At 68.1% G+C, this 20,474-nt stretch carries 21 protein-coding genes; 16 read left to right on the forward strand and 5 right to left on the reverse strand.

What is annotated here, in order from left to right:
- Positions 1 to 612: a hypothetical protein gene (locus Q1K33_RS02830; RefSeq protein WP_300400347.1), complete on the reverse strand. Its 612-nt coding sequence runs from the start codon at positions 610 to 612 to the stop codon at positions 1 to 3.
- Positions 613 to 955: 343 nt separating this feature from the next.
- Between Q1K33_RS02830 and Q1K33_RS02835 the strand changes: the two genes are divergently transcribed.
- The 8 genes from Q1K33_RS02835 (at position 956) to Q1K33_RS02870 (ending at position 9,716) form a co-directional block, all read left to right on the forward strand.
- Entirely contained in the window at positions 956 to 1,315 is a 360-nt protein-coding gene (locus Q1K33_RS02835) for a helix-turn-helix domain-containing protein (RefSeq protein ID WP_300400349.1), read from the forward strand.
- Positions 1,316 to 1,408: 93 nt separating this feature from the next.
- Positions 1,409 to 1,810 carry a 6-carboxytetrahydropterin synthase gene (locus Q1K33_RS02840; protein WP_300400351.1) on the forward strand — a complete coding sequence of 134 codons (402 nt, stop codon included), beginning with the start codon at positions 1,409 to 1,411 and terminating at the stop codon, positions 1,808 to 1,810.
- 55 nt (positions 1,811 to 1,865) lie between these two features.
- A complete protein-coding gene (locus tag Q1K33_RS02845; protein ID WP_300400353.1) occupies positions 1,866 to 2,567 on the forward strand; it encodes a 7-carboxy-7-deazaguanine synthase QueE in 702 nt (233 codons plus the stop codon).
- Between the two features lie 471 nt (positions 2,568 to 3,038).
- Positions 3,039 to 5,624, forward strand: a complete 2,586-nt coding sequence (gene mobF / locus Q1K33_RS02850; protein WP_300400356.1) for a MobF family relaxase — start codon at positions 3,039 to 3,041, stop codon at positions 5,622 to 5,624.
- A 173-nt stretch (positions 5,625 to 5,797) separates the two neighbouring features.
- Positions 5,798 to 6,037 (forward strand): hypothetical protein, encoded by a 240-nt coding sequence (locus tag Q1K33_RS02855; RefSeq protein ID WP_300400359.1) that lies wholly within the window; start codon positions 5,798 to 5,800, stop codon positions 6,035 to 6,037.
- Positions 6,030 to 6,227, forward strand: a complete 198-nt coding sequence (locus Q1K33_RS02860) for a helix-turn-helix domain-containing protein (RefSeq protein WP_300400361.1) — start codon at positions 6,030 to 6,032, stop codon at positions 6,225 to 6,227. The genes Q1K33_RS02855 and Q1K33_RS02860 overlap by 8 nt, the downstream gene beginning before the upstream one ends.
- Positions 6,228 to 6,434: 207 nt before the next feature.
- Entirely contained in the window at positions 6,435 to 9,158 is a 2,724-nt protein-coding gene (locus Q1K33_RS02865; RefSeq protein WP_300400363.1) for an HD domain-containing protein, read from the forward strand.
- A 147-nt stretch (positions 9,159 to 9,305) separates the two neighbouring features.
- A complete protein-coding gene (locus tag Q1K33_RS02870; RefSeq protein WP_300400365.1) occupies positions 9,306 to 9,716 on the forward strand; it encodes a hypothetical protein in 411 nt (136 codons plus the stop codon).
- A gap of 51 nt (positions 9,717 to 9,767) precedes the next feature.
- On the opposite strand, the gene Q1K33_RS02875 is transcribed toward Q1K33_RS02870, so the two are convergent.
- Positions 9,768 to 10,778, reverse strand: a complete 1,011-nt coding sequence (locus tag Q1K33_RS02875; protein ID WP_300400368.1) for a site-specific integrase — start codon at positions 10,776 to 10,778, stop codon at positions 9,768 to 9,770.
- A 433-nt stretch (positions 10,779 to 11,211) separates the two neighbouring features.
- Here Q1K33_RS02875 and Q1K33_RS02880 point away from each other — a divergent pair, with 433 nt between their 5' ends.
- The 5 genes from Q1K33_RS02880 to Q1K33_RS02900 all read left to right on the forward strand — a co-directional run bounded on the left by Q1K33_RS02880 (position 11,212) and on the right by Q1K33_RS02900 (position 15,215).
- On the forward strand, positions 11,212 to 11,478 hold the full coding sequence (locus tag Q1K33_RS02880) for a hypothetical protein (RefSeq protein WP_300400370.1): 267 nt from the start codon (positions 11,212 to 11,214) through the stop codon (positions 11,476 to 11,478).
- 44 nt (positions 11,479 to 11,522) lie between these two features.
- Entirely contained in the window at positions 11,523 to 12,989 is a 1,467-nt protein-coding gene (locus Q1K33_RS02885; protein ID WP_300400373.1) for a plasmid pRiA4b ORF-3 family protein, read from the forward strand.
- Positions 12,990 to 13,052: 63 nt separating this feature from the next.
- Positions 13,053 to 14,042 (forward strand): hypothetical protein, encoded by a 990-nt coding sequence (locus Q1K33_RS02890; protein WP_300400375.1) that lies wholly within the window; start codon positions 13,053 to 13,055, stop codon positions 14,040 to 14,042.
- Positions 14,043 to 14,076: 34 nt separating this feature from the next.
- Complete coding sequence (locus Q1K33_RS02895) at positions 14,077 to 14,862, forward strand: SURF1 family protein (RefSeq protein ID WP_300400377.1); 786 nt, start codon at positions 14,077 to 14,079, stop codon at positions 14,860 to 14,862.
- Positions 14,859 to 15,215 carry a DUF3817 domain-containing protein gene (locus Q1K33_RS02900; protein ID WP_300400379.1) on the forward strand — a complete coding sequence of 119 codons (357 nt, stop codon included), beginning with the start codon at positions 14,859 to 14,861 and terminating at the stop codon, positions 15,213 to 15,215. Before Q1K33_RS02895 ends, Q1K33_RS02900 begins: the two co-directional genes overlap by 4 nt.
- Before the next feature lie 105 nt (positions 15,216 to 15,320).
- On the opposite strand, the gene Q1K33_RS02905 is transcribed toward Q1K33_RS02900, so the two are convergent.
- Complete coding sequence (locus Q1K33_RS02905) at positions 15,321 to 16,049, reverse strand: hypothetical protein (RefSeq protein ID WP_300400380.1); 729 nt, start codon at positions 16,047 to 16,049, stop codon at positions 15,321 to 15,323.
- A gap of 265 nt (positions 16,050 to 16,314) precedes the next feature.
- Here Q1K33_RS02905 and Q1K33_RS02910 point away from each other — a divergent pair, with 265 nt between their 5' ends.
- Positions 16,315 to 16,818: a peptidylprolyl isomerase gene (locus tag Q1K33_RS02910; protein WP_300400382.1), complete on the forward strand. Its 504-nt coding sequence runs from the start codon at positions 16,315 to 16,317 to the stop codon at positions 16,816 to 16,818.
- Between the two features lie 51 nt (positions 16,819 to 16,869).
- Positions 16,870 to 17,760 carry a rhomboid family intramembrane serine protease gene (locus Q1K33_RS02915; RefSeq protein ID WP_363319618.1) on the forward strand — a complete coding sequence of 297 codons (891 nt, stop codon included), beginning with the start codon at positions 16,870 to 16,872 and terminating at the stop codon, positions 17,758 to 17,760.
- A 339-nt stretch (positions 17,761 to 18,099) separates the two neighbouring features.
- On the opposite strand, the gene Q1K33_RS02920 is transcribed toward Q1K33_RS02915, so the two are convergent.
- The gene (locus Q1K33_RS02920; RefSeq protein WP_300400386.1) at positions 18,100 to 18,573 is read right to left on the reverse strand and encodes a cell division protein CrgA; all 474 of its coding nucleotides are present in this window, start codon (positions 18,571 to 18,573) and stop codon (positions 18,100 to 18,102) included.
- Positions 18,574 to 18,701: 128 nt separating this feature from the next.
- Here Q1K33_RS02920 and Q1K33_RS02925 point away from each other — a divergent pair, with 128 nt between their 5' ends.
- Entirely contained in the window at positions 18,702 to 19,511 is an 810-nt protein-coding gene (locus tag Q1K33_RS02925; protein ID WP_300400388.1) for a DUF881 domain-containing protein, read from the forward strand.
- Positions 19,512 to 19,568: 57 nt separating this feature from the next.
- Here the strand turns inward: Q1K33_RS02925 and Q1K33_RS02930 are convergent.
- Positions 19,569 to 20,474, reverse strand: a 906-nt coding sequence (locus Q1K33_RS02930; RefSeq protein WP_300400391.1) for a PASTA domain-containing protein, incomplete at its 5' end; no start/stop codon positions are given.

Consider the following 20,474-nt stretch of genomic DNA (forward strand, 5'->3'; position numbering starts at 1 on the left):
CTACAGGTTGAACAGGGTTTCGGAGACGGGCTCTGCTGTGGACGGGGTGCGGTCGAGCCGCTCCATGAAGGTGCGGCCGTGACGGCCCAGCGCCGCCAGGAGTCGCCATATGGCAGCGTCCAAGTCTGCTGCGGACACGAAGCCGCTGCGGGCCCAGTCCAGGAAGGCGTCCTCGTAGCGGTGGTAGTCGCGTTGCAGCGTCCAGTTCGCACAGAATGCCCCGGCGGTCAGCCCTGCGCGGTGGATGTGGATATCGATGATGGCGACGGCGTCGCTGTCGCGGTGGTTGCGCACGATCCATGACGCGGTCTTCGGGCCGATACCGGTCAACTGCATGAGGCTGTCACGCAGCGCGACGTCGCTGAGGTCGTCGACTCGGTTCTCCCATTTGGAGAGCTGAGTCAGGGCCGCGGCGAGTCGGCGGGGCCGCTGCTGATGGAACCGGTAGCGGGCGGCGCGGTCCGGACCTACGGTGAGCGGCTGCGCGAGTATGTCGATCATCCGGGCTGCGGCGACTTCCTCGTCGAGCGGGTCGGCAAACAGTCCGGCATCGCGCAGCACGCGGAAGGCGGCGTTGCCGACCGCGGCGGGTACGCCGTATCCGCCGAGCATGCACACCGCAACCTCTTCGCGCAGGGTGCGTCCAAGTTGGTGGCGCCCGCGCCCGGGTGCGAACTCGGCGGCCTGCTGAACCCAGAACGCGGCGGTGCCGAGCTCCCAAGGTTGCCCCCACGCCGCCGGGCTGCAGCACTCGCAGCCAGCGGCCACGGGTTGCCGTGGATGTTGCTCGGAGTGTTGGTCGGGGTGGGAGGTCCCGAGGTGTGCGGTAACTGGGCGTGCTGTCGCGCTCATCGAAGCCACACTTCATCCTTGCACGAAAATTATTGTAACGTTGTTATTTATGGTGTCGCCGCCGCGTCGTCGAGCCGCGTCGCTGGGTACCCGGACGCGGCTGATGGAAGCTGCCAAGGTGCTGCTTCTCGCGCAGGGGTATGAGGCGACGTCGGTGCGCCACATTGCGAAGGAAGCCTCGGTGACGATCGGCGCGTTCTACGGCCACTTCGAGTCGAAGCGAACGATGCTGTTCGAAGTCGTTCGCGCAATCAACGTCGCGCCGAAGGGTCGAGGGCGCAGCTTCGGAGGCGCATCAGAACGGTCGCTGCTGCTTACAGTCGCATCGTTTGCGCACAGCGATGACGAGGCAGCGGCCGTGCTAGGCGAGGTCTTGGGAGTAGCTGACGACGCTGGGTGCAGCGAAGCAGGAGCGTTGACCGTCCTACAGGTGGGGGAGCTGATCACGAGCTTGGCTCGGTAGCCCTATGAGCAGGCAGGAGGATCTCGATCATCGAGTGGCTGGCGCGTCGGCTCGGCACCACGTATGGAGGGCGACAGACGGCACAATGACGGCATGGGAGTAGATAACCTCACCGACCGTCATGAACCCGGCCGCATGTTCAACACGTCGGTAAGCCGGTCGTTCACGTTCGAGGCCTCCCACCAGCTCACCTGGCACACTGGAAAGTGCGCCAAACTGCATGGCCACAGCTACCGCCTCGAAGTCACCGTCGCCTCTCCGCTGAAGCCCGACGGCGTCGTCATCGACTTCGGTGATATCAAGGCCACGGTCACCAAGCACGTTCTCACCGAGTACGACCACGCCCACCTCAACGATTTCCTGCCCAACCCGACGGCCGAACTCGTCGCAGCCGACATTGCCGAGCGACTACTCGGTGCCGGCCTCCAGGTGTCGGCGGTTACGGTACACGAGACTGCGGCCTGCTCTGCGACTGTCCATGTCCGCGACACCTGATCCAACCCACGCAGCGACCGGCGTCCCGGCGACCGCAGGGGAACAAGTCCTCCGTGTGATCGAGACGTTCGGACCGACCGTCCAGGGCGAAGGCGCGTTGGTGGGGCGAGCCGCGTACTTTCTGCGGCTGGCCGGCTGCAACCTGACCTGCGTCTGGTGCGACACCCCCTTCGCCTGGGACGCAACGCGATCCGACCACAGGCGACCCGAAACCGCCGTAACGGTCGAAAGGGTCCTCGAGGACTTCACCACACGCTCAGCCGCCGTAGACACGTGTGTGCGGCACCTGGTCATCACTGGTGGCGAACCGCTTCTCCAACGCGAGGCACTAGCACTGTTGTGCGTACGGTTGCGCGACCGCGGCTGGACCGTCGAGGTCGAGACCTCAGGGACCGTCTCGCCTGGCCGGCTCACTGAGCTTGTCGACCAGTTCAACGTGTCCCCGAAACTCACCCATAGCGGCGTCGATGAGCGAGCTCGCATTCGTCTTGCCGTGCTGGACGAGTTCGCTGCGAACCCGCGCGCTGTGTTCAAGTTCGTAGTTCAGCAGGCACCCGACATTCTTGAAACAGCCGCACTACTAGACAGGCTTAGTCGGATTGTCGAACCTAGCCGAGTCTTCGTTATGGCCGAGGGTATCGACGCCCAGACTGTCTTGGAGCGCAGCAGGGCGCTTGTAGACGACGTGGTGGCGCGAGGCTGGGGGCTGACTCCAAGATGGCACACCCTGTTGTGGGGTGACGAGCGGGGAAGGTGAACTCCCTACGCCAGCCTTCGTTCGGCAACCTCGTGTTTGGCAGTTCCCTGTCGAACGAGTGTTGTGTGCTCTCGGATTCCCCGCAGATTCGCGCCTACGGCCCGCACCAATCTGGGGCTGACCTTACGCAGGAGCGAGTCGCTGTCGGTGACTCTGTGCGACCAGGCGGCGCGAACGCTGCCATCCAGCGCGAGATCATCGAGTCGGGTCTTCAGCACCAGGACCAAACCGGTGACAACCAACCACTGCCTTGCACCAGGACTCGGCATCCAAGGCACAGCATCGGACTGTCATCCCCACGCCCAGCGCCGATATTTGGCAACGACTGATGACTTCGGAACCCGCCCTCCTATCCGTCCATCTAAGCCTCCAAACCGAGCGGCACGCATGCTACGAAGGTTCGTAGATCGGACTGCCCCTCGGGGTGGGCCGAGCGTCAATTCAAGGCTAGGTGACGAGTACTGACGGGCGGTGACGAGGCCGATGCACGGTGGAGTGAAGTTCTACCGCGGCTCTGCGGCTGCCGCGCGCTCCTACGTCGAGGCCGACCACTCACGTGCCGACGACTACTACCTGGCCGAAGGCAGTGGCCTAGCCGAGCACTACATCGCTGGCCGCGGATCTGTGCAGCGCGTCGGCGACCTCGACGGCCCGACGTACGAGCGCTGGGTCGGCGGGTACGACGTGCTGACCGGCGCGGCCAAGGGACGGTTGCGCGACGACGCACGCGCGCTGCGGTTCGTCGAGGTCGTCGTCAACGGACCGAAGTCCTGGTCGCTCGCCGCCGCACTTCACCCCGACATCGCGACGGCGTACGACGCGGCGATGGATCGGGCCGCTGGCGAGGTGATCGGGTGGGTGACCGAGCACGCCACCACCCGGGTCGGACCGCGCGGGCGGCAGGTGCAGGTGCCGGTGGAGATGGTCGAGGCGGCCGTCGTACGTCACTACACCTCGCGAGCCGGCGACCCGCACCGTCACCTCCACGTGCAGATCAACGTACGCGTCGTCGCGCGCGGCGGCTGGCGTGGACTGCACTCGGTCGGCGTCGTTGACAGCATCGAGGCGGTCAACGGGATCGGTCACGCCGCCGTGATGTGCGACCCCGAGTTCCGGGCCGCGCTCGCGGGCCGCGGCTACAGCCTCGAAGACGACGGCGAGATCCAGCAGCTCGCGCCGTACGCCGGCGGGTTCAGCCAGCGCGCTGCCCAGATCAACCGCAACGTCGACCAGTACGAGGCCGCGTGGCGAGCCGAGCACGCCGACCAGGAGCCCGGACCGCGACTACGCCAAACCTGGGACCGCCGCGCCTGGGCCGACGCGCGACCCGACAAGGTCGTGCCCCGTAGCGGCGCCGACCTCGTCGCCGCATGGAACAGCGAACTGCGCGACCTCGGCTTCACACCACCGACGAGTCCCGCGACAGAGCCTGGTCTACAGATCGGCCGGATCAACCGCGACGTCGCCGCCGACCTGGTGCTCACCCGACTCGGCGCCAAGCGGTCGGCATGGAACACAGCTGACATTCGCGGCGAGAGCGAGCGACTGATCGCCTCCCTCGACGTGGTCGCCGAACCACCGGTCCGTCATGAGCTAGTCGAGGACATCGTCGAACGTGCCCGGACGCGGTGCGTGCCGCTGCTGGAACGCGATGACGTCCCCGAGCACGTCCGCAGCCTGACGTCCGAACATGTCCGCGCCGTCGAAGCTGACCTCGTCGACAGCATCGCTGCCCGCTCCGCACGGCCGGCCACTGACGCGGTCCGTCTCCGCGGCGTCGACCACCTCGACCCCGCGCAGCGGCAGGTGGTCGCGGCCCTCGCCGGCGACGCCGGCCTGCTCGTGATCGAAGGCGCAGCCGGCACCGGCAAGACCACCACCCTGGCCGCCGCACGCGACGCACTCGACGACGCCGATCGTCGACTCGTGGTCGTCACGCCCACGCTCAAGGCAGCCCAAGCAGCGCAGCAACAGGTCGGCACCGCCGCCTTCTCCGCCGCCTGGCTCATCCACCAGCACGGCTACCGCTGGGACGAGGACGGGCACTGGTCGCAGACCGACGCCGCGCCCGAGGCCCGCGCACGCCTACTCCCCGGCGACGTCCTGCTCGTCGACGAGGCCGGCATGCTCGACCAGGACACCGCCCGCGCGCTGTTCGCCATCGCGGACCGAGCGCACGCAGTCGTCGCGCTCCTCGGCGACCGCCACCAGCTCCCGGCCGTCGGCCGCGGCGGGGTCCTCGACCTCGCCGCACGCTGGGTGCGACCCGAAGCGCACCACGAGCTCGAGTCGGTCCACCGGTTCAGCGACCCTGCGTACGCCGACCTCAGCCTGCTCATGCGGACCGGTGAGCGGTCTGGTGAGGTCTTCGACGCCCTTCTCGAACGCGGTGAGGTCGTCGTCCATGCCAGCGAGGTCGAACGCACCGCGGTGCTGGCCGCGATCGGGGCCGACGGCGACCAGCTCGTCATCACTGACACCCGCGACCAGGTCGGTGCGCTCAACGCGACGATCCGCGACCGCCGACACTCCGTTGGTGAGCAGTCTGGCGGACTCACCACGCGTTGTGGTGAGCGGATCGGTCTCGGCGACCGGGTCGCCACCCGACGCAATGACCGCGACCTCGCAGTGGCCAACCGTGACACCTGGACCGTGGCCGGGGTCGGCGATGACGGCAGCCTGCTCGTCACCGGCCGCGCCGGTCGACGCACCCTCCCCGCCGCGTACGTCAACGATCACGTCGAGCTCGCCTTCACGACCACCGCCTACGGAGCGCAGGGAGAGACCGTCGCCTCCGCCCACCTCGCACTCCGCGAGGCCAGTGGCGCTGCTTCGGCGTACGTCGGCATGACCCGCGGCAGCCACCGCAACATCGCCCACCTCGTCGCCGAGTCGAACGACGCCGCCGCGAGAGCCGCGGACGACATCGATCGCTACGGACCGAACGCGCAACCGCCCAACGCGGGACTCCAGGCTGAGGCGTTGCGCGACGGCCCACGACGGCCACCCCAGCCGATCACGGCTCGTCTGCCGACCTCCCGCGGGATCGGCCGCTGACCAACTTCCTCACGTCCCGTGATCGCCCGGAGAAGCCAAGACGACATAGGTGACCAGGAGAGGCTCGGGTCTCGACAGCTGCGGCCACCAGGTGTCCGATTCGTTGGACCCGATGTTGCTTCTCCAGGCAGGAGTCGCCGAACCCGTCGGCGGCCACGGCGAGAGGCGACGTGATGGTGACACCCATCGGCATCCCGGACGACTGGGATGACGACAACCTGATCCTGTTCGAGGAGTTCTGCGAGCTCATCCGTACGCCGCAGCGCACTGTCCGCGACTGGCGTCGACGCGGCGTCGGCCCACGCTGGACCCGCTTCCAAGGCGTCGGCCGGCTCTACATCACCGTCGCCGAGGCCCGACGCCTCCTCGCCTCGGCCACCATCACGCGGGCGGAGGTGCGTTCCGATGGCTGAGCGACGCTCTATCCCGGTCTACCTCAGCCTCGAGGAGGCAGCCGAGGCCATGTCGGTCTCGGTCAAGACGATCCGGCGCTGGATCGCCGCCGGCACCCTCCCGGCATACCGCTGCGGCAAGCGGGCCATCCGCATCAAGGTCGAGGACCTAGAGGCTGCGCCCCGACAGATCCCGTCTGCTCGGTGGTGACTTTGTTGTGGCTCGGTGGGGGCCACAACGCAGTGTGCCGCGCAGCGGCTTGGCCCAGTTCGGTTGACGTCCTTCGCACTGCGCGTGATGGCCCGGGCACGGACAGCCTCAGATGCGCGGACCGTGCCCTGTCGTCAGGGGAACTCGGTAGCCCACTCGCGAGTGTCTTCGAGCGCCCACGCGACGCGCGTCGTTTAGCGTCTCCGTATGAATGACGTTGCAGCGGGGCCGCCGGATGGACTCGTTCGCGCTCATGAAGAGCGGATCAACGCTTTGGCCGAAGGACTCCTGCGTCCTTACCTGGATGCGTTGAGCACGCGTCCGGCGTCGAAGCAAGCGAAGGAGTTCAACGACCCGATCTGGGGGACTTTGTACCTGCACGCGGAGGAGGTTGTCGTTCTCGACAGTCCCGTCCTGCAACGTCTTCGTCGCATCCGGCAGTTGGGAGTGGGGCACTACGTGTATCCAGCGGCCACGCACACGCGTCTAGAGCACAGCTTGGGTGTGGTGCATCAGGTCCAGCGGATGGCATCGAGTATCAACGACCGCGGCGCGATTAGTGGGGAGAGCGGCCAGACGACCACGGGGGACGTGATCGACGAGGATCTGCTGCGCGTCCTCCGCATGGCCGCGCTGTGCCACGACGTCGGGCACGGGTTCATGTCGCACGTCAGCGAATACGCACTGGACGCAAACCGCGATTGCGAGGATCTGCGGCTGCAATTTCAGCAGTCCATCCAACGGCCGCAGAAGAGCCAACTCTCCGAGATGACCGCTCACTTCCTGGTCCAGAGCCCAGCGTTCGCGGAATTGATCGAGGCGGCCTATTCCACAACTCCAAACCGCCCACCGGCTCGTATGACAGAGCGCATGGGGCAGCTCATCCTCGGCCGGCCGATTGACGACAAAGTCCTACTTCTTCACGAGTTCATCAGCGGCCCATTCGACGCCGACAAGTTGGACTATCTGGCGCGCGACGCAATGATGTGCGGCGTTCCAAATATTACGGATATCCCTCGCTTGGTGCAGAAGCTACGCGCCACCGAACGTAGTAAGGAGCAGCTTCCCGAGGGGCTGCGGCGAGCGGTGAAGGTTGATCGCGCCGCATACGTCGTGACGGGGGTGGCAGCTTCCGGCGGTCGGACGTTGGATGAGATTGCGCTGGCACGGACACTGTTGTTCGACAAGGTCTACCGGCACCAGAAGGTACGTGCGGTGGAGGCGATGGTGACGCAGATCGTCACTCTCTTGGCCAAGCACGGGGCCGGTCACCCCTCCGACATCCCCTTCCGGCTTTCCGACGACCAGCTTCTGGAGCTGAACGACGATGCCCTCGAGCAGGCACTCGGACGTGAGCTCATCGATGACGATGCAACGTGGGTGCCGGTCGTTCAAGACCTATCGCGTTGCCTCCGTGAACGCGACCTCTTTGTACGCGGCTTCGCGTTTGCATCGGTGATGACCGGCGACGACTATCGCGATGATCCGGCTCAGAAGGATGCGCTTAGAGCTTTCCTGGATGCGTGCAGTATCCCCGCGGACGCAGCAGCGTTCATGGGCGAGGTCATCGATCTGCTCGTCGGCATCGCGGACACGCTCGACGAGCCGCTGCCGGTCGATGCTTCGCAGCTTGGTCACTATGTGTGCCTGTCGCGGCCGAAGCCCGCGCCCCGGCTTGACGGGTCGGATACGGGCAGGGCGCACCTGATCGAAGCGGATGGGAACGCAACGCAGGCCTCAGTCGACGCCGCAGAGACAAGCCCGTGGGCCGACGCGTACATCGCGACCCGGGACCTGGGTCACATCTTCTGCCCGCGGCAGCTTGGCCACCTTGTCTACGTCGCAGCCGAGAACGCGGTATTCAACCGGTTCGGGCTTCGGCTCCCGACTTCGATGCAGCATTACGCGAAACAGGTGCCGTCCGAGGTGGACACAGTGCGTCGCAGGCTGCAAGAGGCTGGCTGGTACGACGGCCGTCCGTTGGAGCTGCGTCCTATCCCCGATGCGTTGCGTGCAGGTGACGTCGAGGACCGGCTCCAGAAGGTTGTCGACGCGCTGACCAACTATCAGGGGCCGGCGCGAGCCGATGACGCTGGGTCGAAAGCCGGCGGGGCCGGCAGCGTGGGTCGGGCCCAGGTACTTTCCTATGTACGGCAGTTCGCTGAGGGTGGGGACGACGTGGTGAACGCGGCCCTCGATGTCTTGGCACAACTTCGGGTTATCGACCGGGACGCCGTCGTGTCGTCTTTGCGGGCATTCCTCGACTCGAACGAGAACTTTCGCGGTGCTTCGATCGCCCCGTTCGGGTCCCCGAGAGACTCCAGTGCAGTCCTGACGTACTTCGTGGGGGACCTCGCCGAGGAGTACGACCTCAACATACGGTCTTTGGACCAAGCGCTGATCTACCCAGCGCCGATTGTTCTGGTTGACGACTTCATCGGCACGGGTCGGCAAGCTGTCGACATCCTCCAGGTCTACCTGGGCGTGGAACGCGACGATCCGCTAGACGAGGAGCGGGAGACGCTCCCTGACTCCGGACGAGACCTGTTGAAGACGCGACCGGTGGCGTTCGTATTCGCCACAGGGACAGAGAAGGGCCGGAAGAAGCTAGAGATGAGGGCAGTCGAGCTCGGGATCGATGCGACCGCGTACGTCCATACAACTGAGGTCCCGACTCTGGATAGTGTGCTGAACGGCCACCCGGGTCGTGAAGCGTTCATCGAGTTCGCGCGCGCGAAGGGATACGAGACGACGGCGATGCTCAACGGCAAAGAGCGCAAGGACGAGTGGCGCATCGAGCGGTCGCTGGGGTACGGCAACCGCGGCCTCTTGCTGACGAGTGCGTTCAACACCCCTACCGCTGCGACAACCATCTTGTGGGCTGATGGCGCGGGCTGGGTGCCGCTGACGCCCAGGCGGACGAAGCGATGAAATCTAGCGTGGCGGGGGGCTCTGGTGGTGTGATGGGTCGTACAGTCTGGCGTGGGAACCCACAACGCTCGCCTAAGGTTGCAACTGGAGGCGGGATGTATCAAATCCTGTGCAGACTGTCGGAGCTAGGAGGCAGGATGATCACTCATGAGCACTGATATTACGGTAGACGACTTCATGACCGGGGTGATCGCGGCTTGCAAGGCCAAGGGCTACCAGTCGATTTCGATGCGCGATGAGCGCTTCTACCGCGGCATGAAGGCCAGCTTCGACGAGTTGCAGCGTGGAGCAACCGAGCACGACCTCGACGTTCGCTTCTGGGTGTTCCTCGACCAGTTCCACCACGACAGCCCGGTCATCAGCGAGGCCGTTCGTGGTGCGGTCGTCCGCAACCTCGTGAGTTTGGACAACCCAGAGTTTGTGAACATGAGAATCAAGGTCGACGTCCCAACCGCGGCGTCCATGCTGGACCGACTTCCCGGAGGCGCCGACTTCTATCTTCACTTGGCGGACGTCTTCCTGTCGTCAGCATCAGCTCCAGTCGGTGCTGACGCCTAACAACGGGCATCATGAGTCCGTCCCGGTTTAAGGTGACTCCCTGATCGAGGCCTAAGTGCGGCCTTGCCAGGCCTCATACGTTGCGCCGATCTTCTCCGCAAGCGACCTGTCGCGATCGAGTGTGGCGTGTTGATAGATCGCCATCGCGGCCTGAGAGGCGTGGCCGGCACGCGCCTGTAGCTCGGCTGCGGTCGCGCCGTGCTGACCTGCGAGCGTCAGTGCGGTGTGGCGCAGGTGGTGGATCGTCAGGTCCGGGCGATCGGCGGCCTCGCGCGCAGGCCGGTAGCGGTCCATCAGATATCGCACGCTCATGTGGTCGGTCCGGTCGCCGGCGAAGAGCAGTCCAGCCGGGCCGGGAGCGGTGTGCTCGAGCAGGTGCTTCTGCAGCATCGGAAGGAATGGCGGCGGGACGTGCACGGTACGGACTCCGCTGGCCGTCTTCGGCGGGCTGATGACGCGGCCGCAGTTGGGACAGGCGTCCTTCGTTCCGGGGATCACGTCCTTGTCGACCTTGCGGGTGACGCCGATCCGACCGGTGACGCCGTCGATGTCGGAGCGGCGCAGCTCGAGCAACTCGCCTTCGCGGAGGCCAACGAACGCGGCCAGCACGATGAGCAGTCGCAACCGCTCGGGCATCGCGTCGATGATGACCGCGAGCTCGTCGAGTGTCGCCGGGACGGCGACCCTCTTCACGCGAGCTGATCCGGCGCCGCGGATGTTGGGTGGTGCTCGGAGGATCAGTTCCTCCTCCTCGGCCGCTTGGAGGATCGATCGCACGAGTCTGTACGCCGCAGCGTTGCTCGACTGGGTGGCTGGATCCAGCGAGGCGCGCCACTGCTTGATCTCCGACAGGGTGACCTCGGTCAATGGCATCTCGCCGAAGTAGGGAAGGATCCGCGATCGCAGCAGCTGCCGGTAGTTCCGTTGTGTGGTCGGTCGCAGGCCGCGCTCCAGCAAGAAGCGCTCGGCGAAGGAGCCGACCGTGTTCCAGGCCGCGGCAGACTGCCGCCTGGACTCCGCCACCTGGCGCGCCCTGGGCGGCGTCCACTCCTCCCGGTCCACCAACGACCGCTCGGCAGCGAGCCAAGCCTCAGCGTCCATCTTGGTGGCGAGGGTGCGCGAGTAGCGGGTGCCGTCGGGCATGGCATAGCGCGCTCGGTGGCTCACCTTCCCGGTCGCGCTGACCCGCCGCTCGACCTCGCCGAAGCCCCGTCGCCTGGCCATCCAAGAGTCGCCCTTCGATCCCGAGTCCTAACCCCCTGCCTGGTTGGCAGCAGGAGTCCCTGTGGGGGACTGGTGGGGGAAAGAATGTCCCAAATAGGGGAATCTTGTCCACTGATGTCCAACATCTCCCCAGGTCAGAGGTATTCTGCGCCTGTTCGAGGTAGATTTGCAAGCAGGGGGTTAGGGGTTCGAGTCCCCTAGGCTCCACGAGCAAACACCGCACCTCAGGCCGGCGCTGGAGGCCGACGCCTTCCGGATTCTCTCGGCCGAGGTGGAGGTCCTCGAGGACGAGGACGAGGACGATCGCGGGGAGCTGCGCTGGACGGTGACGGTCCAGCTGCGCGAGGTCGATGCACTCCGACGCCTGGCGATCGACTCGTGTCCCCAGCACACGGAGTCGATCAACGACAACTTGGCCGCAGCATGGCAGCGAGCTGTCGACCCCTTCGCGCCGATCCGGGAGGTTCCGGGGATCGACTGGCAATCCGGCACCGTCGAGGGAGCGCACGTCCCTGCGCGCGCGTCACGACAGTCCTGACTGCCGAAGCGCAGCGCCCCGTCAGCGGTGATTGACTGTGCGTCATGACCGGACAGTTCGACCCCCCCGATCTGCAGATGCTTGCCAAGCAGTTGATGGCCGGGGCCGGCCCGGCGGAGACCAAGGCCCTCCTCGATGCGCTGATGAGCGGCCAGGTGACCAGCATCTTCGAGCGCCTGAACGCCAGGGCCGAGCCGACCCTGCGCCCGGTGCCTGAGGAGGTCCGCGGCTTCCGGGTGCGCCTGGACCTGCGCGGAGCGAAGCCCCCGGTCTGGCGGCGACTCGAACTGCCCGGTGACCTGCCGCTGCCGCGGCTGCACGACGTGATCCAGGCAGCGATGGGTTGGCACGACTACCATCTTCACCGGTTCCGGACCGGCCGCGACCACCGTTCGCCGTACTTCGTCACCGCCTTCGACCTCGAGGAGGGTGAGGAAGGTCTGCTCGAGGACGACGTCCGGCTCGACCAGCTCCTCGTCGATAAGGGCGACGAGCTCTGGTACGAGTACGACTTCGGTGACGGGTGGGACCACAGGCTGGTGGTGGAGAAGGTGCTCGACGCGCCACCGGAGGTGGTGCGGTGCACGGCCGGCCGAATGGCCTGTCCCCCCGAGGACTGCGGCGGTCTTGGGGGCTACGAGGAGATCGTGACGTGGGTCCGCAGCGGGTACGACGACGACCTGCTCCCGCAAGGATTCGAGGACGCCGAGCACGGCCGGGGCTGGCTGCCGTTCGAGTGGCACCCCGATGACTTCGACATCGCCGAGACCAACCCCGCCCTGGCGGTCGTGACCGCCGAGCCGATCGCGGTGACCGGCGAGTTGGCCGAGTTGGTCGACCAGCTCGAGCGCCGGGGCGTTCGAGCGCTGCGACAGCTCCTCGCGGAGCCGGCCGCCCACGGCCCGGCGGAGGTCAGCGACGTGGAGGCCGCCCGGCTGACCGAGACCTACCGGGTCTTCCTCGACCTGATCGGTGACGGGGTCTCGCTCACCGCCGCTGGCTACCTCAAGCCCGCGCTGGTCGAGCAGATCGCCGAGCACACCGGGATCGGCGCCTGGTGGATCGGCAAGGCGAACCGCGAGGACCTGACCTTTCCCGTCGCCGACGTCCGCGGCACGGCTCGGGCGCTCGGCCTGGTCGGCGTTCGCAAGGGTCGGCTCGCCCCGACCGCCGCCGCGCGTCGGTGCGGACAGGAGCCGCAGGCGCTGTGGCGACACATCGTCCAACGACTCCCGCTGGGCACCAAGGACGCCGAGCGCCAGTCGGGGTGGATCGCGCTCGCCGTCATCGGAGGTGAGTCGTCGCCCGAGGAGTGGCGCGGCCGGATCAGCGAGCTGCTCTACGACCTCGGCTGGCGCAGCGGCCGCGACTCCTTCTCGCCTCCGCCGCCCAACAGCGACACCCTGACGGTGCTCAGCCTGCTGGCCGGCGCCGCTCGCGCGCGGTGGGGCGAGATCGCCAGCCACGATCCCGCCGTCGCGGCGACGGCGCGCGCGGTCATCCGCGCCTGACAACGGTCACCCTCGCCCGTCGGATCGTCCGCCCGATCCGCAGCGGCCTGGCAGAATGGCCCGGTGAGATCGGGAGTCGTGGGGATGGCGCTGGCGAGCGCACTGTTGCTCGCCGCCTGCAGTGACGACCCCGAGCCGATCCCCCAGACGCCGCTCGACGAGCCCCTCGCCGCTCCCGTGTACGACGCCAGCCTGGAGCCAGCCGAGGCGGCGATGGCCCTGATCCCCGAGGCGGCCACGGTCCTGGTGGTGATGGACTTCGACGAGCTGCGCCTCCAGCTCGAGCAGAGTGGACTGACGAGCGAGTCGCAGGCCAAGGCGCGTAAGAAGTTCTGGCGCACTGCCGAGCGGGAGAGCGTGCTCTTCAGTCCGGGACTGCTGCGCTCCGAGGACAAGCGGCTGCGCAAGAAGTACGGCTTCTCCCAGGACGACGTGTCCTGGGAGGCCCGGTTCGCGCTGCCCACGAGCTCGCTGAGCACCGCAGGCGAGGGCTGGGTGCTCAAGCTGCGCGACGACCTGGACCTGGACGGCGTCCAACGCGCCGTCGAGGCGGGGGAGGGGCCGCTGGCCGGTGCCGCCGTCGACCCGAGCACCTTCCTGGTGACCCAGGGTTCGGCCGCCGACCCAGGCGCGAGCTGGGCGGCCGACCCGGAGCGGATAGCGCTGGTCGGGCCGGCGGCGAGCGCGACGTACGTCGACACCGCGTGCGTCCCCTACGACGTCGCCTTCGCCGACGGTGACGAGGCCGACCTGGCCCCGGCCCCGGCCGGTGACCTGAGTGATCTCGACGAGCTGGGTCCCTTCTCGGTCAGCTACGGCACCGAACTCGTCACCGTGCGGCTCGGTCTGGCCCGCAACGACGTCTTCGACCGGGCACGGCTGCCCGACGTCCTGCCCCGCACGGACCCCGACTTCGCCCTCGGCTACCTCGACCCCGTCGCCGATCCCGGCGGGGGGCGGATCGGCTATCGGCTCGGCGACCCCGACGTCGCCGAGCGTCTGGCTCAGCAGCGGCGGCTGCCCTTCGCCGTGTGCGGGTCAGGATCCTCCTGAGCTGTCGGGCCGTGACGATCCGTACTCTGGTGGGGTGCGCCGCTATCTGACCCTCAGGATGCTGGGCGCGCACGCCCTCGCGGTCGTGTGCACCGGCGCCGCCGCGGGTCTCGGCGTGTGGCAGTACGACGCCTGGCAGGCCACGCGAGCCGCCGAGGCGGTCGACCTGACGCAGGGCGACCCCGTCCCGCTCCTCGACGTGCTGGGTCCCGACGACCCCTTCCCCGGTGACAGGGTCGGACAGCCGGTGACCCTCGCCGGTACGTGGGTGCCTGAAGGCACCGTGTTCGTCTCGGGCCGGGAGTACGACGGTCGCGACGGGTTCTGGGTGGTCACGCCGCTCACGACCGGGGGACCGGACGACCCGGCCGTCCCCGTGGTGCGGGGCTGGACCGACGTACCCGACGACGCTCCGCCGTCGCCGAGCGGTCCCGCCGAGGTCCAGGCGATCCTGCAACCCTCCGAGGGCACCGGCGCCTTCGACGAGGACCCCCTCGACGACGTCTTCCCGCAGCTGCGGATCGCCGACCAGGTGCAGCGGATCGACCCCGACCTCTTCAGCGCCTACGCCGTCCTGGACTCCGCGGCCCCCGGGAGCAACACCGGCGCCGACGGCCTTGCGGAGGCCAGCGTCGAGCAGCTCCCGGCGCCGGGCCAGTTCACCGCGCTGCGCAATCTGCTCTACGCCGTGGAGTGGTGGTTCTTCGGGGCCTTCGCGCTCTTCATCTGGTGGCGTTTCGTGACCGAGGAGGCCGAGTCCCACGCGCCCCAGGAGTCGGACCCCGCCGCCCCACCGAGGGTCAGTACGATCAAGACGTGACCCTGTTCAACAGCTACCGGTGGCTCGCTCTCGTCGTCGGCGTCCTCCTGGCCGTGTGCGCGCTGGTCGCGGCGCCGGCCAAGTACCTCGCGGCCGACGGCTCGAGTCTGCAGAGCTTCGGCGAGGACCTCAGCGTGCTGTGGCTGGTCCACGGCTGGATCTTCATGGTCTACGTCGTCGTCGCCTTCCTGCTCTCGCGCCGGGCCGACTGGAGCCTGACCTTCACCCTCGTCGCGCTCGCGGCCGGTCTGGTGCCGCTGCTGATCTTCTACGTCGAGCGCCAGGTCGTGGCCAAGATTCGTGCTGAGGCGCCGGACCTGACCGAGCCCCAGCCCTACGAGGCTCCTTCCTAGAGCCTTCCCAGCCCTTCCGGCACCCCGGGCTCGGCTGAGGCGGGCGGGCACAGCAACGCCCCGGGCACCGAGGTGCTCCGGGGCGGCTGCGTGTGGCGCTGAGACCTACTTCTTGTCGGCCTCGGGGTCGATCTCGACGACCTCGGCGGGCTCGTCCGGCGTGGTCACCGGGTGCGGAGCCTCGGCCTCGTCGGCCAGGGCCTCGTCGGGGCCCGCGCCGCCGGCATCCTCCACCGGCTCGGCGGGCGCCGTGGACGCCGGCGCCGGGGTCGGCACGTAGGAGGACTGCCAGTTGTCCGAGGACGCCTCGCCCTGCAGCTTCTTGGCGGCGAAGGCGACTCCGCCGGCCACGAGCCCGAGGAGGACGAACCGCTTGACCTTGCTCTTCTTCTTCGGCGCCTCGCCCTTGAGCTCGGCGACCTTGGCGTCGGCCAGCACGCGAGCGGCCGTGGCCTTCTCGCCTGCTGCGGCAGCACCAGCGGCGACCGCCGGGGCGGCCTTCTCGCGCGCCTCGACGAGCTGTTCGGCAGCGCGCTGGCGAGCCTCGGCGACGACCGGGGCGGCCTTCTCGCGGGCGTCGGCGAGCTGGGCAGCTGCCTTCACCCGAGCCTCGGCGACCACGGGGGCGGCCTTGTCGCGGGCGTCGGCGATGGCCGGGCCGGCCTTCTCCTTGGCGTCGTTCAGCGCCGGGATAGCGGTGTCCTGGACGAAGTCACGTGTGGACTCCATGGCGGACTCGAGCGCTGCCTGGACGTGCGGCCGGACGCTGTCGACGTACCCCTCGACGACGTCGGTGGCCTGGTCGAGGCGCGACTTCTTCGAGCGAAGTCCCATCGGGAGCCTTCCTTTCCAAAGTGGTGCATTTGGTAGTGGTGGTGGGTTGCTGGTGGGCCGGACAACCCAGGTCCCCCCATCCCACCACGCTGCTGTCTACGCCGACCACCCCAGGGCGGGTGAGTGCCGCCGGCATGTGCCGGGCCGCGCCGCCCGGGGCTCGGCCCCTGACCGGGGCGATGTGGGGCTGCGTGGGAGGATCGCGGTGATCTGATCTGACAGACATCTCGCCCGCAGCGGGCACGGAAAGGCAGACACGACTCTCATGGCGGACCAGCAGGCCATCTTCAAGACCAACAAGGGCGACATCACGATCACCCTCTTCCCGAACCACGCGCCCGAGACGGTCGCCAACTTCACCGGTCTCGCGACCGGCACGAAGGAGGCGAACGGCGAGTCCAAGCGCTTCTACGACGGCCTGGGCTTCCACCGCGTGATCGAGGGCTTCATGATCCAGGGCGGGTGCCCGCAGGGCACCGGCACCGGCGGCCCCGGCTACACGTTCAAGGACGAGATCCACCCCGAGCTCGTCTTCGACAAGCCCTACCTCCTGGCCATGGCCAACGCCGGCCCGGGCACCAACGGCTCGCAGTTCTTCATCACCGTCGGCGCGACGCCGTGGCTCAACCGCAAGCACACCATCTTCGGCGAGGTCGCCGACCAGGCGAGCCGTGACGTCGTCGACGCCATCGCCACCTCTGCCACCGGCGCCGGCGACCGTCCCGTCGAGCCGATCGTGATGGACTCCGTCGAGATCGTCGGCGGCTGAGGCACCTCCTTGTCCCAGACGCCGCAGCCCGGATCCGGGGCGCCCGGGGTGGTGGAGTGCTACCGCCACCCCGGACGCGAGGCCAACATCCGGTGCCAGCGCTGTGGGCGCCCGATCTGTCCGGACTGCATGCGTGATGCGGCAGTGGGCTTTCAGTGCCCCGACTGCGTCAAGGAGGGTGCCAAGACGACCCGCAGCGGTCGCACGACGTACGGCGGCACCCGGTCGGCCAACCCGGCGCTGACCTCCCAGGTCCTGGTCGCGATCAACGCCGCCGTCTGGGTCGCGGTCCTCGCCACGGGGTGGACCAGCAGTCGGCTCGTCGACCTGCTCGGTCTCACGCCCAACGGCGGGTGCGTGCAGGGCGACTTCATCTTCGACGTCTCACGGTCCCTGTGCGAGACCAGGTCGGGCACCTGGGTGCCCGGGGTGGTCGACGGTGCCTACTGGCAGCTGATCACCAGCACGTTCCTGCACGTGCAGATCTGGCACATCGCGGCCAACATGCTCGCCCTGTACGTGCTGGGCCCCCAGATCGAGGCGGCGCTGGGGCGGGTGCGCTTCCTCGCGCTCTACCTCGCCTCGGGACTGACCGGGTCGGCGACCGTCTACTGGCTCTCGGCCGAGTACGGCACCACCTTGGGGGCCTCGGGGGCCATCTACGGCCTCTTCGCCGCCCTGGGCGTCATCGTCTACAAGGTCGGCGGCGACCTGCGCAGCATCGGTGGTCTGCTGCTGATCAACCTGGTGATCACCTTCGCGGTCCCCAACATCTCCTGGCAGGGCCACCTGGGTGGCTTCGTCGGCGGAGCCCTGATCACCGCCGTCCTCGTCTTCGCCCCCAAGGGATCGCGACGCTCGACAGTGCAGTGGTCGGCGATCGCGGGCGTGGTCGCGCTCACCGTGCTGGCGATCATCGTGCGCACGGCCGTCCTGGCCTGACCGCTCGTTTCTCCACAGTTGTGGAGAACCCGGTGGAGAACTACACGCGTGGGATTCGTTCCACAGCTGTGGAGGAGTCTGTGGATAACTCCGAGCGGGGACGGAACGACAGCTTCTCCGCCTCAGCGGGGAGCCTCCCGCTTCTGACAGGTTGGTTCACGGCGGAAGCGGGAGTTTCGTCAGTCTGGGTGGGCAACCGGGCGTCGCCTCGGCTCCGACCACTGGAGCCACCGGACGACGTACGGCGGCTCACGGATCGCGCGAGGGCACGTTGGTGACCCGAATCCGGGCTGTGCACAACTCTGGCGCCGGCTCAGCGCACGCCAAGCCGGCGGGGACTCATTCCCAGCGGGTGGCGTAGGTGAAGCCGACCGCCATGAAGGCGATCCCGACGATGAGGTTCTTCTGACCCAGGTCGTTGAAGATCGGCACCCCGGAGGTGTCCTGGGCGATCGCGTAGAAGACGCAGATCCAGGCCAGACCCAGCAAGAAGCAGCCCAGCATCCCGACGACGACCCCGCGGCCGCGACCCAGCGGCGTGGTGGGGTGGGCGGCGATGATCAGGCCGAGGAAGAACGCGCCGAAACCGATCAGGTAGTTCCAGTCACCCAGGTCCTGGAGGAAGCCGGGCCCCTTGGCCGAGAGCACCTCGCCCGCGTCGCTGAACTCACCCTCGGGGCGCACACCGACGTAGTAGTAGACGATCCAGGCGATCCCCAACACGATCAGGGTCAGCGCGATGCCGAAGCGCACGCTCAGCGTCGGTCCCCGGTCGGGGTCGAAGCTGCTCTGGGTCGACTCGGTCTTGGCCACGGGTGGGTCCTATCTGGTGTGTCTGCGCGCCAGCCCGGAGCACGGGCGCAAGGTTGGGGCCACGGTACGGGCCGCTGGGCGGTTCCGACGACTCAGAAGCCATGGGTCCGCGGGTTACCTTAGTGCCCATGACCGGATCTCACGCGCAGACCCCGGGGCAGGCGCCCGACGCCGGCCCCGAGGAGTCGCGCGGCGGTCGGGCGCGCAGCCTGTGGAAGTTCGGTACGCCGGTCATGGTGCTGCTCTGCGGAGCCCTCTTCGTCGTCAGCGCGACCAGCTCGGAGGGCACCGACCTGCGACCCGGTCGCTACACCGACCTCGCGTCGCTGGTGCAGAACGAGTCCGACGAGTACGAGCGCCTCCAGGAGCGCGCGGGGCAGCTCAAGGCGCAGGTCGACACCCTCGCCGGTGGCGTCAACGACCGCCAGGTCAAGCGCAAGCAGCGCCAGGCCGAGCAGCTGCGGGGTCTCGCCGGCCTCGACACCGTCACCGGGACCGGGATCACCGTCGTGCTCGACGACGCGCCCGCGGACGTCCTGGAGCGCGCGGTCGCCGACACGAACCTCGACCTCGACCGCTACATCGTCCACCAGCAGGACATCCAGGCCGTGGTGAACGCCATGTGGGCCGGGGGCGCGGCAGCGATCACCATCCAGGGCCAGCGGATCGTGACGACGACCGGGATCAAGTGCATCGGCAGCTCGGTGCAGCTGCAAGGGGTGCCCTACCCGCCGCCGTACGTCATCTCCGCGGTGGGCGACCCGGTGGCGATGACCAGCGCGATAGACCGGAGCCTGCGAGTGGGCCAGTTCCGCGCCGACGCGCTGAACCCCGACATCGGCGTGGGTTGGGAGCTGAGCCCCCAGGAGACGGTCGAGGCCCCGGCCTACACGGGTCTGCTCGACATCACCTACGCCGAGCCCGTCGGCACCACCTGACCCGCACCACCTGATCGGCGACCAGATCGGCCACCGGATCGACGCCTGCGGGTCCCGTCAGCGCTCGCGCGCGAACAGGCGTCGCGGGTTGGCCGGTGGCGACGTGGTCTCCCCGTCCGTCGGTTGGTCGGTGGGCTCGTCGGTGGGTTGGTCGGTCGGCTCGTCGGTGGGGTCGTCCGTCGGCTCCTCGGTCGGCTCCTCCGTGGGCTCCTCGTAGACGGAGACGAAGATCGTGACGTCGCTGCCCTGGTCGAGGGGCGTGCCGGCCGCAGGGATCTGATCGGTCACCGTGCCCTTGGGCTCCTCACTGACCAGGTCCTCACGCACCACCGGCTGGAACCCTTGCGCGAAGATCGCCTGCTCGGCTGCCTGCTGCTTCAGGCCGACGACGTCGGGGACGTTCTTGGGGCCCTGCGAGTAGGTGAGCGTCACGGTCGTGCCGTCCGCCACCTCGGTGTTGGCTGCCGGGGACTGCTCGAGCACCTGGTTCTTGTCCTCGTCGGACTCGACCGGGGTCTGCTGGATGTCGGTGAAGCCCGCCTGCTCGAGCTGGTTGACGGCGTCCTTGCGCTGCAGATTTGCCACCGACGGCACGGTGAGCATCGGCTTGCCGAGCGATACCACCAGGTCGACGACGGTGTCGAGGTCGACGAAGTCGTCCGGGGCCGGGTTCTGCTCGATGACGTTGCCCTCGGGGATCTCCTCGTCGGTGCGGTTCTCGATGTTTCCGACGGTCAGCCCCGCGCTGGCGATCGCCAACCGAGCGGCGTCCTGGTCGGTGTTGATCACCGACGGCACCTGCACCTGCTCCGGCGACTCCGGGAAGAGGCTGTCCTGCACGAGCAGGTAGCCGGCGACGAGCAGGGCGATCACGAGGAGCCCGAGCAGCACCCACAGCCCGGTGCGGGGGGGCGGCTCGTCGTCGACCGAGGGCAGTACGGCGGGCTCAGGGCGCCGCGGGGA

Source organism: Nocardioides sp. (genome assembly GCF_029937575.1).
Classification (GTDB): Bacteria; Actinomycetota; Actinomycetes; order Propionibacteriales; family Nocardioidaceae; genus Nocardioides.